This is a genomic window from Stenotrophomonas sp. STEN046 (assembly GCF_056759755.1).
In genome coordinates this window covers 18722-31502 of record NZ_JBRRDR010000014.1, presented here as the reverse complement: position 1 = coordinate 31502, position 12781 = coordinate 18722, and the positions used below count along the sequence as shown (strand labels likewise).

Annotated in this window: 10 protein-coding genes; all 10 read right to left on the bottom strand. The window is 61.7% G+C overall.

Annotated features, from left to right (window positions below; translation table 11 throughout):
* Positions 1-8 precede the first annotated feature (8 nt).
* A complete protein-coding gene (gene tssA / locus ACVOLJ_RS08990; protein WP_481564008.1) occupies positions 9-1457 on the bottom strand; it encodes a type VI secretion system protein TssA in 1449 nt (482 codons plus the stop codon).
* A complete protein-coding gene (gene vasI, locus ACVOLJ_RS08985; protein WP_481564007.1) occupies positions 1451-2029 on the bottom strand; it encodes a type VI secretion system-associated protein VasI in 579 nt (192 codons plus the stop codon). The genes tssA and vasI overlap by 7 nt, the downstream gene beginning before the upstream one ends.
* Before the next feature lie 107 nt (positions 2030-2136).
* Positions 2137-3678: a sigma 54-interacting transcriptional regulator gene (locus ACVOLJ_RS08980; protein ID WP_481563976.1), complete on the bottom strand. Its 1542-nt coding sequence runs from the start codon at positions 3676-3678 to the stop codon at positions 2137-2139.
* Between the two features lie 14 nt (positions 3679-3692).
* Positions 3693-6266: a type VI secretion system ATPase TssH gene (tssH, locus tag ACVOLJ_RS08975; protein ID WP_481563975.1), complete on the bottom strand. Its 2574-nt coding sequence runs from the start codon at positions 6264-6266 to the stop codon at positions 3693-3695.
* A gap of 88 nt (positions 6267-6354) precedes the next feature.
* Positions 6355-7188: a type IVB secretion system protein IcmH/DotU gene (gene icmH, locus ACVOLJ_RS08970; RefSeq protein ID WP_481563974.1), complete on the bottom strand. Its 834-nt coding sequence runs from the start codon at positions 7186-7188 to the stop codon at positions 6355-6357.
* Entirely contained in the window at positions 7181-8518 is a 1338-nt protein-coding gene (tssK, locus tag ACVOLJ_RS08965) for a type VI secretion system baseplate subunit TssK (protein WP_481563973.1), read from the bottom strand. Before tssK ends, icmH begins: the two co-directional genes overlap by 8 nt.
* A gap of 3 nt (positions 8519-8521) precedes the next feature.
* Positions 8522-9274: a type VI secretion system lipoprotein TssJ gene (gene tssJ, locus ACVOLJ_RS08960; RefSeq protein WP_481563972.1), complete on the bottom strand. Its 753-nt coding sequence runs from the start codon at positions 9272-9274 to the stop codon at positions 8522-8524.
* 64 nt (positions 9275-9338) lie between these two features.
* Entirely contained in the window at positions 9339-10034 is a 696-nt protein-coding gene (locus tag ACVOLJ_RS08955) for an FHA domain-containing protein (RefSeq protein WP_481563971.1), read from the bottom strand.
* Entirely contained in the window at positions 10031-11053 is a 1023-nt protein-coding gene (gene tssG / locus ACVOLJ_RS08950; RefSeq protein WP_481563970.1) for a type VI secretion system baseplate subunit TssG, read from the bottom strand. The genes ACVOLJ_RS08955 and tssG overlap by 4 nt, the downstream gene beginning before the upstream one ends.
* Positions 11017-12780 (bottom strand): type VI secretion system baseplate subunit TssF, encoded by a 1764-nt coding sequence (tssF, locus tag ACVOLJ_RS08945; RefSeq protein WP_481563969.1) that lies wholly within the window; start codon positions 12778-12780, stop codon positions 11017-11019. Before tssF ends, tssG begins: the two co-directional genes overlap by 37 nt.
* Between the last annotated feature and the right edge of the window lies 1 nt (position 12781).

Here is a 12781-nt window from a genome sequence, read left to right as displayed (position 1 = left end):
ATTCGTGTTCATTGACCGGCCTGGTTCCGGCCACCGCGCGTGGCGACATGCCTGAAGAGATCGGATTCCCATTCGCTTGCGCCATGACTCGACATGACCTGCTCGATTCCTGCGTAGAGGTCCTGCGCCAACCAGGTCAGTCCGCGAGCGTGCAGAAGGTCGGCCGCCGCCGCGCTGGCATAGCTGCGTTCACGCAGCGTCTGCTGTCCCGGCTGGCGTGACTGCAACCCCAACAGGATCGCCTCCACGCTCTTGCCCTCCTTCTGCTGGTCCATCAGCTCGGCACGAAGACTGGTCAACGCAACTGCATTACCCAGACCCGTGGCATTGCTGGCGCCATCCCCCGTACTCACCCAGTTCAGCGTCTCATCGTCGATGAATCGACTGCCATCGCTGAAGAGAAGATCGCGCAGCGTGGGCAATCTCTGCACGAAGCGCGCGACTGCGGATCGGATGACCACAGCTACCATGGGCATTTCCAGTCGCTGCGCCAGAACCGCAGCGATATAGCTCCCGCGCAACCAGTAGGGAGAAGACGCCACGCTCCGCTCGATCTTCATCAGCAGCGCGGGGCTGCAGGCACCACCCGCTACTGCCTCCTGATACTCGATGCTGATATCAACAGGCACATTCATCATCTCCGTGCGGCCGTCTCCCCTTGCAGGCGGAGTTCCGTGAATGCCGGACCAGAGCGCGCGACGACGCAGCAGGTAGCCTGTGGGATCAAACCCGTCCTGCTGATTGATGAGATCTGCAAGCTTCAAGCTGGCGGCACGGATCTCTCTTTCGCTGCCCAGCGGAGGCTCATGCGCACCAGAGAAGAAATCCGTCCCCAATGCATCGCGATCAGGCTGTGGCGAGGCCGTGCGAGCTGGCCGTGGCGGTTGGAATGGCGCCCGTTCGGCAAGTTCCACTGCACGCGCGAGCGCAGGGCGGAGAACCTCCGCAAGTGAGGGGGCGATTCCTTGCTGCTGCTCAGCCAGAGCCAATGCATCAACGGCCCTTTCGGCCTGGGCTGTGGCTTCACTGGAATGGCTGCCGGCCTGCAACTGCTTCAGCGCCTGCAGCGCTCGTTGCCCCAAGGCTGCGTACTGCTTCTGCCTGGCCAGCAGCCCATCTTGCCCTGGCCGTGGATAGGCCGACAGCCAATGAATCCGGACCATGCCAGCGAGCAGGTGAATCGAATGGACCCAGCCCTGCCACTGCTGCTGCCGGAACCAGGCGTTCATGAGATGTCCAACGACACGGAAATGCTTGCAACGCTGCTGGAGGTAGCGGACGGAGTTGGCCTCGACAAGCGACCAGTCCAACGTTGCTGCATGCAGCCCGCCGAGCTTGACCATCTCCAGGTCGATCGATAGATACAGTTCGTCCTCAGCGTCGAACAGACCCTCTGCTGGCCCGTCGGGCACAGGCGCAAGCAGGCTTTCAATGACGCCTTCCATTCCGATCACCATCTGCACGCCTGCCGCTGCATCAGGATCATTGGCGATAACCCGGAGGCATTGAAGCGCAGCCCGTCGATCTGGGAAGCGTCGCTGCTCAGCTGGAGCTCGGTTGCACCCTCCAGCCGGCGTATCACCTCGATGGCGGCAAGGCCGCGGCCTGCGTCTACCAGTAGTCCATCGCCCAGCACCTGCCACGATTGCAGGGCTGGGCCAGGCGCGCCGTCTACGCTGATGGCGACAAGGGCCTGATGCTGTTCCAAGGGGGGATACACCACCAGCTGCAGCCGGCTGATGTTGTCGATGCAGCTGATCGTCAACAAGGAACGCGGCGCCACCTGATTGATGGCGGGCGCCGCGATGAGAACCTTGCGCTGCCCCGGATACTGGTCCGCGCCCAGCATGCGGAAGCGGTGATCGCCACGGGGACGGGATCGCTCGAAGTTGGCGAGCTCATGAATGAACGGCGGAACCACTGGTCGGGTGGCGATGCCCGCCGCGGATTTCATGGATCTCATCCCCTGTACCAGTGCATCGAAGCATTGCAGGCGCCCTACGGAGTGCGTCACTGCCGCACAGCGCATCAGGGACACAGCGGGAACCGAGGGGCTTGCCCCGGCCGGAGCGGCAGGGATCAGGGCAAGCGGCATGACGACCGCCAGTGCGCAGCGGATCCGGGCGCAAGTCGTACTCATGTTGCGTCCCCCAGACCAAAGCGCTTGCACTTGTACAGCAGGGTTCGTCGGGCGATATCGAGGCTTTGCGCCGTACGCGCACGCGCGCCCTTGAAGTGGCGAAGGCGGTCGGCGATCATCCGCCGCTCGAACTGATCGCGGGCTTCGCTCAAGCTCAACGAATGACTGAATGTCATGTCCACGGTTGCAGGCGTGGCCTCGATCGGCAGCGGCGGCGCCTCGGGCTGCTGCAGCAGCGAGTCCACCAATGGGGCATCGATCCATCCACTGCTCGCTCTCTCGCTGGCGACTTCGATCAACGTAGCCAGCTCGCGGATGTTTCCGGGGAACACGTGCTGGAGCAGACGGCGCATTCCGCACTCCGATACTGCTGCCGGGGGCTTCGCACTATCACGAGCCATGCGGGCAAGGACGTGTTCAATCAATGCGGGGATATCTGCGCGACGCTCGCGCAACGGCGGCACCGCCAGGGTCAACTGACGGATGCGGAAGTAGAGATCCTGACGAAAGTGTCCTTCACGTACGCTTTCCAGCAGTGGCCGATGCGTGGCGCAGATCAGGCGGAAGTCCGACGCCCGCTCGCGCACTTCGCCCAAGGGCCTGTAGGTCTTCTCGTTGATAAGGCGCAGCAGCGTGCCCTGCAACGCGATTGGCATGTCCCCGATCTCATCGAGGAACAAGGTGCCGCCATCGGCCGCTGCAACCAGACCGGGACGCGCCGAACTGGCACCGGTATAGGCTCCCTTGGCCGCCCCGAACAACTCGGCGGCGATCAATTCGGGCGCGATGGCCGCGCAGTTCAACGGGACGAAGGCCTTGTCCGAGCGGGCAGAAGCGCGATGAATCAACAGCGCAGCGTGATCCTTCCCGGTTCCAGTCTCTCCAGTGATCAACACCGACATCCTCGATTCCGCGGCCGCCACAACCTCTGCGCGCAGACGCCTGGCAGAGACGCTTTCGCCAATCAAGGTGCGCCGCACCAGCCCGGCGTCCGGCTTCGATGCAGCTGTCACTGGCGCGGGTTGGTGCGCAGCGCATTCCCTCGCCGCAGCCTGCGCAAGCACAAGCTGCAGCACGCCGACCGCTGCCGACCATTCAGGACTGCTCTGGAAGCGGCGCAGCATGTCGGCCGTCCCAGCCAGCAACAGAACCGCAAGTCCCCTGCTTGCAGCGACATCAACCAGTGGCACCGCCAACAGCGCTGGCCCGGACTTCATCGCGGAGATCAGCGCAAGGACTGTCGGTTGCAGGCCGCCATGAGGCGCGGCCAGCAGGCAGGACGAGCGCTGCAGAAGACAGTAGACGGCCGGATGTTCCAGGTCGCCCATGCTGATTGTCGGCAAACGCCGCATGGGGGCGTGCAGCTCCGCAATCGGATGCAGGGACTGTGCGGCATCATCAATGCGATAGATTGCCAGCACCGTGGCTGGCACGTCCGGCAGCCTCTCGACCGCTCGCAGCCACTCGCATGCCACCCCGCTCACGTGCCTGGCACGCAGGGCCGCCTGCACCATCTGCAATGCGTGCAGTGCCTTCATGTCTCCGGCGGTGCTCATAGCAGCTCTGCCACGAAGGTCTGCGCACGGACATCCAGCGTCGCCCGTTGAAAGGGCAACCCACTGGCCATCTGCTGGAGCACAGCCAGCGACAACGGTGGCAGCACTTCACCATCAATGCCTGCATCAAGCCTTCGCGCGCCGTCTGCGGTTGAAACGCAGCGCTCCCGGAGAATCTCGCGCACCGCAGCTGTTACGTGGAGCGGCGCGCCATAGCGCCCCGCAAACCGCTGGCAGACCTGCTCAAGGCGATGCTCGACGATCTCAGCCAGCACGCGATCATCCAATGCGCCGTACCGAACGACGTGCATGCGCGCCAGCAACGCGGGCTTGAAGAAGTCGCGCAGCCCGTCCTGCAGTGCATCGTCATTGATGTCGCCTTGATACGCCTCGTGCTTGTCGAAGCACAGATTCGAGGTGAGGAAGAACAGGATGTTCCTGCAGTCAATGGCACGACCCTCGCCATCGGCAAGTTCCCCTCTGTCGAAGGCCTGGTAGAAAATGTTCAGGACTTCGGGATGCGCCTTCTCGACCTCGTCAAGCAGAACCACCGAGTAGGGTCTCTGCCGGATGGCTTCTGTCAGCACACCACCTTCTCCGAATCCGACATAGCCTGGCGGCGCGCCGAGCAGACGCGAGACCGTGTGCTTCTCCTGGTACTCGGACATGTTGATCGTGGTGAGGAATTGCTTTCCACCAAACAGGTGATCAGCAATCCGGACTGCAGTCTCGGTCTTGCCGACACCGCTGGGCCCGACCAGGAGGAACGCTCCCAATGGACGGCCGGGGCGCCTGAGATCGGCCATCGCCGTCAGCAGATGACGATGGATGTGCTCGATCGCACTGTCCTGACCCCTGACATGCACCTTGACCGCTGCTTGAAGACCCGCAAGCCGTTCGGTCTGGTCGGCGTTTAGCGTGTCCACGGGAACACCGGTCCAGGAGGCGATCACCTGTGCGATCTGTGCGGGCCCGACATCCGCATTCAGCACGGCGCCATCTCGATGCAGCTCGCGCAATGCTTCCACCAGCCCGGGCAGTTCTTCCCTGGCCTGACATTCGTGGCTATCGCGCAGTTCCTGGATGCGCAGGACCAGTTCCTGCTGCTGGCGGAACATCGATTCCAGGTCACCACGCTTCTGCCGCAGTTCAATGCCGCGAATCCGCAGCAAGTTGATCCGATCCGGATCGATGTTCCGACCATCCCGCTCGTCCCGTTGCAACAGGTGCTCCTCCGCCTCGATCTGTCGAATGGACGAATCGATGGCGGCCAACTGTCGGCATTCACCCTGCTGAGCACAAGCCAACCGTGCACAGGCGGTGTCCAGTACATCGATGGCTTTGTCAGGGAGCTGCCGACCCGGCAGATAGCGCGCAGATAGCGCCGCCGCTGCCTGCAGTGCGGAATCACTGATGCTGACACCGTGGGATTGTTCGTAGTACAACCGCAATCCACGCAGCATGTGAACGGCCTGCTCGACGCTCGGCTCGGCAAGCTTGATCAGCTGAAAGCGTCGGGAAAGCGCAGGATCGCGTTCGAAGTATCGCTTGTACTCGGTCCATGTGGTGGCGGCGATCGTGCGCAGATCACCCCTCGCCAGGGCGGGTTTGAGCAGGTTTGCCGCGTCGCTGCCGCCGGCTGCATTTCCCGCACCGATCAGGGTATGCGCCTCGTCAATGAAAAGGATGATACGAGGCGAAGCGGCCCTCACCTCATCGATGATGCCCTTCAACCGCCGCTCGAACTCGCCCTTGACGGAGGCGCCGGCCTGCAATGCCCCCATGTCCAGGCTCCAGATGTCCACAGACTTGAGAGCATCGGGCACCCCACCATTGACGATACGCAGTGCCAGCCCCTCAACCACCGCGCTCTTGCCGACGCCGGCATCCCCCACTGCGATGGGATTGTTCTTGCGGCGGCGAGAAAGGATATCGATCATCAGATTGATCTCCTCCTCCCTGCCTGAGACCGGGTCTATTCGCCCCTCTCTCGCATGCCGGGTCAGATTGATGCCGTACTGGCCCAATGCGGTCGCATCCTCGTGGGCACGGTGGGCTGCGTCGCTGCCGGCTGTTTCGCCCTGACCGTCCTGCTCGCTGGACGCAGATACCGCCCGCCCGAAATTCTTTCGCAGCGCATCCCGGTTGACGGAAGCCAGGCAGCGGCCGACCGCCGGTGGAAGATAGCGGTCGGGCGTCAGCAGCAATGCGAGCAGGATTGTGCCGGTGCGAATCCTTGCCTGGTTCAGCTCCAGCGTTGCAAGCATCCATGCCTCCTGCAACAACTCCAGCAACAGCGGGCAGAACGACGGCGGGGTCAACGAAGGTGGGCCTGCACCGTCCGGGAAGGATTGCAGCGTCACCTGTCGCAGCTGATCAGCGTCGATGCCGCTGAGTCCGAGAATGCTCCGGCAGTCGCCAAGGGGGTCATCCAGGCACGCGCACAACAGGTGCTTCGCGGTTACTTCCCTGTCGTTGCGCTGCACGGCAAGATTGGCGGCGCCCTCCAGGGCGGAGCGTGCGCCATCGTTGAGGCCGGCAATCAGTGCTGGCAGGTCGATACGTATCATGAGGTAATGCTCCTTGTACTCGGGCAGCGGCCGGCGCCACGTCAAACGAGATGCTGGTGACGGCTGGATCAGCGAGCAGCGCCTGCGCTCAACGGCGATCCGCCAGGATGGTGTCCAGCGCGCCGAGAACTTCCGTGGTTATCCCATTGAGATGGAACGCGTATGTACTGTAGGCAGCGATCAGCAACGCGCCGGCCGCCAGCCATGGAGACCAGGGGGGCAGAAGGCGGACGAAGCGGTAGCGCCTTTGGATTGGCCGACTTTCCTCTTCACCCAGCAGGGCAGGCGCCGGTCCACGCATATGCCGGAGCACCCGGTGCAGATTGCGGGTGATCGTATTGATCGAATCCTGACCATCGCGTTCCAGCTGGTAGCGCCCCTTGAAACCAAGGCACAGGCAGAGATAGAGGAATTCCAGTACGTCGCGGTAGTGCGTTGGCTGCATCATCATCCTGGTCAGAATGCTGAAGAACTTTTCCCCGCCCCAGGTCTCGTTGTGACAGGCACTGAGAAGGGAATGCTGTGCCCAGGTCGATTGCGACCCCCAGGGCGTAGCCATCACCGCTTCATCGAGGAAGCTGCACAGGCAATAGCGGTAAGCCGACAACGTGCCGCTCTCGTAACCCAGTGGGCGAAGCTCCGACTCCATGGTGACCAGTTGGTTCCGCGCACGCGCATGAAGCGCTTTGGCATCCATGGGCGCCTCGATGCGACGGATCCTTATCGCCATGGCGAGCAGCGGCTGGGCGGCATCCACCAGCGGATTGCAGGAATGACCACGCATCTGGAATCCGAGATCCGCGTCATCATCGATGCCTTCGGCAGTCTCAAACGATACTTCGCGCTTCTGCTGCACGATCGCATCGGTTGCATCTGACAGGGAGTGCGGAAGGCGATCGGGATTTGTCTCTGGATTACTCATTCCTGATCCCCCAGAGCTCTATGTCCAGGTCCGGGAACTCCCCAGAGACGTGCAGGCCGATGCCTGAGGTGGTGAGCATCATTTGCCAGGCCGGATCGCCCTGGTCGAGCTGGAAGTAGATGAATCCCGCGTGGTAGGGCAGATGCCGGGGGGCCATTGGCAGTGCGACCAGCGGCACGCCGGGAAGCTGCAGGCTGATCAGTTCATCGATGCGCTCGATCGATGCGATCTTTGCCTGCTGGACGAAGCGCGTGCGCAACTGCTCCAAGGGAACATTGGCACGAACCGCTACAATGAACACGGCACTGTCGAAAAGACGTCGATCATGGATCAGCGCAGTGCGTAGGCCGTACTTCTGAGCTTCGATTGGAATGGAGACTGCGCGGGGTTCCAGTACGGTGCCGAGTGCCCGCCGCAGGGTCTCCTCCAGGACACGGAAGGATTGGCGAAGATCGTCATGCTGGTAGGCCGGAAACTCCACCGGGACCCGTCCTTCATCGGTGAAGGTGACCAGCTCCCCGCAAGCCTGTGACAGATGGCGATAGAGGCGCTCGGGATGGAGGTGGCGCGATCGTGCCAGGTGCTGGAACAGCGGATGGATGCGATTCAGTGCCTGCAGAAGGCTGAAATCCGTCACTTCGGCTACGCCGGACTGCTTCGGCTGTCCCATGCGTTCGGCGATTGCCATCGCCCGCTGCCGCATGAGGCCTGCAATCTCGCCAAGAAAGCGTGATAGCGGTACTACCGCCCCGACCGACATCGCCGTGGGATAATGCGCTTGGTCGAGCATCAGGCTGCCGTCGGGTCGACGGTCACCGATGCGCGCCACGGCGATGGAGGAGAATGAGCTTCTGTCCTCATGCTGGAGCATCAGTCTGAAGTTCGGCGTCGCCAGGTCCATCTCAACCTGATCCCCATCCTCGCTGTGCAGATCGCGGACCTCGCGCTGTTGAACCCGGTAGCGACGCGGCGCCGGGTGATCCGGCCATTGAACTTCGGCGGCCCCCTCCATTCGCAAAGGCAGCGCCAGATAGACAGTCTGATTGATGGACGACGCATCAACGATATCCAGCGGCAACGGGACGGGCGTTTCCATCGGCATGTCGAAGATGCTGCCGTCAGGCATGACGCCACGCGCGCGCAGGAGCGCGATCTTTCCAAAGCTCAGATACTCGGTGTTGATCTCAAGTTCGGTGAACCCATGCAGATGTTCACCCATGCACGAAAGCCGCTGCTGGAGCTGACCTTCCAGGTGGCGGGTTTCCTGCTGGAAATGCTGCGGCTTTACGAAAAGCCCCTCTTTCCAGACAACTTTGCTGCGCAATGTCATTGCTTAATCCTCACTCTTGATCCTGATGCCGTCTGCATCAAGCGCGACCAGCAGCGGATAGACCCTTCCTTCAGACTGAATGCGGTGTACTGCCCTCCACCTGTCCGCATTGGGATCCTGATAGCTGGCGACGACCGCGATGAAGCGTGTATGGGGCTGGACACCATGAAAGGGCACGAACCTGTAGCTGTCGGGCTTGATGACGAAGTCGTCGTGATCCAGATAGGTCTTGCCCAGTGACTTGTCGGGGCGGTCCAGCAGGGCATCGATATCCAGGCTGAGGAAGACACCGTCGTCCTTCAACTGGAACACGCGAACCCGCAACGGGCTGCCCTCAAGGGCCGTAGGCCCCGGCTCGGGCGGTGAGTCCTCTGTAGTGGCAGGTTCACCGTACCTACCGAGGGGACGCGTGTTTCCGGCGTGATCGATGGATTCAACTTCAGCCTTCGCATCGCCTCCCTTCTCCACAACCGGGTGATCGGGCAACGCTGCGCCGGAAGCCTCCAGCTCGGCCTGCAACGTGCGGGTAGTCATCCGCAGCTGTCCTAGCAGGCCACCCAGATCCGTGCTTGAGAGACGAACGCGATAACCCGGCGACACATCCCCCAGCGGGGGCTGTTCAAGCGCTGGCTCTGAGGTCGCATTCATCACTGGCGCCGCGACCAGGCTCAGTGCAACGGTGGATGGCTGGTCCTGGGGCAGCCCAACGGGGATGCTCGGATCCTTCAGCACTTTCCATGCCTTGGAGGTAGCCATGCATCCGGAGACCACCAGCAGCAGGCCACCCGCAAGCCCGAAGCGTGCGAAGCCGCGCGTTATCTCACCGCGCACGGGGCCACCGGCACATGGCGGTTGTCAGAATGGCAGCGCCTTGGCCAGATCGCAGTTCCTCGTTGTCGGCGATATGCGCCGCCGGCGACAGATCTGCAGACGATGGAGTGCCCAAGGGACGGAGCCGGCCCGACACCTCATCGAGGGCGCTCAGTGGCTCCAGCGCCTCGAGGTTCCAGCAGGGATCCGTGCTGAACGGATCGCGATCCACCGGCCCTACCTCGAGCGCCACCTCATCGACGACCGCCGTGGACCCGCCGTCTTCCCACAGAGGCACCTGGTCTGCGTCGAAAAGATCAGCTACTGAGAGTGGGAGCACTACGGTGCACCCTTCACCTGAACCGGCCGGCCCGGTGAGGGCCACGGTGATGGCGAATGGACCGATGCGCACGACATCCCCATCGCGGAGCGCCACCACGCGGCCCTTGCCCAACGCGTCCTCGGCATCGTTGACCCAGGTCATGCCAACAACATCCCTAAGGCAGAATGCGCCATCCATGACAAACAACTCCGCGTGCTGGGACGCAACCCATCCGCGGGCGTCAGAGAGTCGCCAGGTCACCTCTCCACTGCCGATGCTTCCACCACGTCGGTCGAAGCCGTGAACGGGTCTGCATCCGATATCAAGACACGCCGGGTTTGCAACGGCCAGATGAAGCTGGGTTCCCGCCTGCAGTCGCATCATGTCCGCACCCTTATCCTGACCATTGCCTGGTCGAGCATTGATGGCGGGCCCCCAAGAAAGGTCGTCCAGCCAAGATTTCCTCCGCGCCGTGCACACAGCTGCAATGGCGCTATATGGTCGGGCCGCAATCCAAGCTCAAGATCGTAGGCAAGCTGATCACGTAGTAGAAAATCGATCAATGTTCCAAGCGGCGCGAAGTCTCGACCGTTCGGGAGAAAATCATGGAACCTTTCCCTGCTGAGCCCACCGATGGCGATTGCGAAGCAGTGTTCACGCGTTTTCACCCGGCCTCCCGCGATCAATCCGTCTCCCAGCGTGATGCCACTGCGCCCAATGCGTGATCGGTCCGCAAGGGGCACATCCACGTAGCTGGCCTGGAACTCATTCACGCCCACGTCGGCCAGATCAAAGCAATGGGAAACTATTCCGGCCACGATCGTCGGTGATCGACTACGACTGGCGACGATGCCGGCGTAAGTCAACAATCGGCTCCACGGAATGCTGCTCTGCTCCCGCAGGTGATCATCATTCAGCCCGATCAATGAAAAGACATAGCGGGAGAAACGATCAGCGGCGCCGGGCTGAAAGCGGACGTGGTAGCGATACTTCCTCCAGCCGCGATGAAGCAGGGTCAGCAATCGATGATTGAAGAAGTCCAGAAACGCCGCGTGCAGTCCGGCACCGTTGACGTGGTCAGACGCGACGCGCTCCACGTAGTGCAGCGGCAGCGGGGAATCAACGCCATGAAGCCCCAGGAAGCTGACAACAATGCGATACGAGTCTCGTCCATCAGCGTCTCCGCGATCGCCAGCCACTACATCCGATGCAGGGAATCCCAATCCAGGATCGTTGCAGAACCGGATGCGCTCGGCCGCAGGATCACCATCAATCGCATACTCCAGGTCATCGCCGTGCAGGCGATGCAACTGCTCCACCAAACTGAAGAATGCACGTTGATCTGCCCGTTCCAGGAGGGGATCCGCTAGATGACGGGCTGGCTTCCGTGCCGAAGTGGCCATGCGTAGGTCTCGTTGTTTGTGATGTTTTTCAATTCAAGAATGTGAAATGCATTGATGCTTGCGTAGAGTGAGAAGAAGTGCGAAAGCACCGTCCCGAACAGGTATACCTCGCCTTCGCAGAGGTATGCGGACTGGTCAAGCTCCAATATCGTCTTCAAACCGCGAACGGGCAGACCCTTGACGAATGTTGTGCTGGGCGACGTCGTGGCCGACACGATCCCGTCCAGACGCTTCCGGCTCGCCCGCTCCGCTTGAACGTCATGGACGGCGGCGAAGTCATAGGCACGAATGACCGCCTTCATGGGCTCCGTCCCCAGCAGGGAGAGGTAGTTCAACGATAGGTTGGAGATGAGGTTCCAATGCAGGCTTCCATCCAGAACCGGCCTGTGGCTGGGAGTCGGCACCGTCACATTGGCAACCCCCACGTACGCGGGGACGCCTTCCTGCGGCACGCAGATATCCCCAATCACAAGCGCGGTAGGCAGGTCGCGGTTGGTACAGGTAAGCTGCACCGAGATTGTTTCGTTCACGTCAAGGTGCTGGGTTTCATCACTTCGCACGAACGCGATTCGTTGCTGGGTTCCTCTGCCACTCCGCCCCGGGTGAAGACGCGTCCGAAAGTACAGCGCCGCGCGGTTGCTGGAACGCTCGATCTCATGCTGGAACGAGTAAAAGTCCTGGTAGCGCAGTCGAAGCGCCTTCTCCCCGGTCCGCGAGGCAGGTCGCACTCCGCTGACGTTGTCGACGCTGAATATCTCGTGTCCATGCCCCATGGCTCCCGCCGGATTGAGGGGATAGTCGGTCATCTTTCCGTCCACGCGGATCGGCTCAGCGTCGTGATCGAAAAGGTTCACAGCGGGCACGCAGTGCAGGGCCAGGTCCGTGTGTCGAATGCGCACGTCGGCAGGCATTGGCCTGGAAAAATGAAACTCGATGCGGGCGCAGGGCCCGGATTCTGGCCATGCAGCGGCGAGATGCCTGAGCCTGACAAAATAGAAGCGCCGCGGGAAGACGAAGTACTCCTGGAGCACCCGGTATCCATCGAACACATTCCGCGGATAGGGAAGCAGTGCATCTTCAGGACGGAATCCGGGAAACTCGAGACTACCTGCGGCCAACACCGTCACCGAGTCACCCATGATCAGGCGGGCCTCGCGCAGATACTTCGCCATCCACAGATACAATGTCTGTGCAGCGTGATCGTTCCCGCTGAAGTGAAATTCGAGCGTATCGCAGTCCACGGCGTTGAGGCTCAGATCCGATAGCGTCCTCAGCTCCACGGCAACCGTTGAGCTCTCACGCGTATGCACGTCCTGCACCTGCTGGATTTCCAGAGGATGGATCCGAAGTTCCGCGCAGGTTCGGAATTGGCAGGCGACACCATCCACCGGAACCGATCCGACCAACGCGCCCTTGCTGATGGTCTGGGAATCTGCAATGGCCCTATCACTGGGCTCGAACCTCAGAATCGTCATGCTGGGAACCGGCCGGAGGTAGTTGGGCCAGAGCAGTTGCAGCAACCCGTGGGTCAACTCCTCGAAATCATCTTCCAGCTTCAACCGGAGTTTTGCGGTGAGGAATGAGAAGCCCTCCAGGAGTCTTTCGACATCTGGATCGTTTGCCTTCTCTCCAAGAAAGCGCGCCAATTGTGGATTGCTGCGAGCAAAGTCCTTGCCCTGAAGACGCAGGAAGCTCAGCTCATCGCGAAATGCTCTTCGTAGTGGCATC

Bases quoted from the DNA above. Each gene is read 5' to 3' on its own strand.
- tssK (WP_481563973.1), bottom strand. From the start codon at position 8,518: ATGACATTGCGCAGCAAAGTTGTCTGGAAAGAGGGGCTTTTCGTAAAG.
- vasI (WP_481564007.1), bottom strand. From the start codon at position 2,029: ATGCGCTGTGCGGCAGTGACGCACTCCGTAGGGCGCCTGCAATGCTTC.
- ACVOLJ_RS08955 (WP_481563971.1), bottom strand. From the start codon at position 10,034: ATGATGCGACTGCAGGCGGGAACCCAGCTTCATCTGGCCGTTGCAAAC.
- tssF (WP_481563969.1), bottom strand. From the start codon at position 12,780: ATGCCACTACGAAGAGCATTTCGCGATGAGCTGAGCTTCCTGCGTCTT.
- tssH (WP_481563975.1), bottom strand. From the start codon at position 6,266: ATGATACGTATCGACCTGCCAGCACTGATTGCCGGCCTCAACGATGGC.
- icmH (WP_481563974.1), bottom strand. From the start codon at position 7,188: ATGAGTAATCCAGAGACAAATCCCGATCGCCTTCCGCACTCCCTGTCA.
- tssA (WP_481564008.1), bottom strand. From the start codon at position 1,457: ATGGTGATCGGAATGGAAGGCGTCATTGAAAGCCTGCTTGCGCCTGTG.
- ACVOLJ_RS08980 (WP_481563976.1), bottom strand. From the start codon at position 3,678: ATGAAGGCACTGCACGCATTGCAGATGGTGCAGGCGGCCCTGCGTGCC.
- tssG (WP_481563970.1), bottom strand. From the start codon at position 11,053: ATGGCCACTTCGGCACGGAAGCCAGCCCGTCATCTAGCGGATCCCCTC.
- tssJ (WP_481563972.1), bottom strand. From the start codon at position 9,274: ATGGCTACCTCCAAGGCATGGAAAGTGCTGAAGGATCCGAGCATCCCC.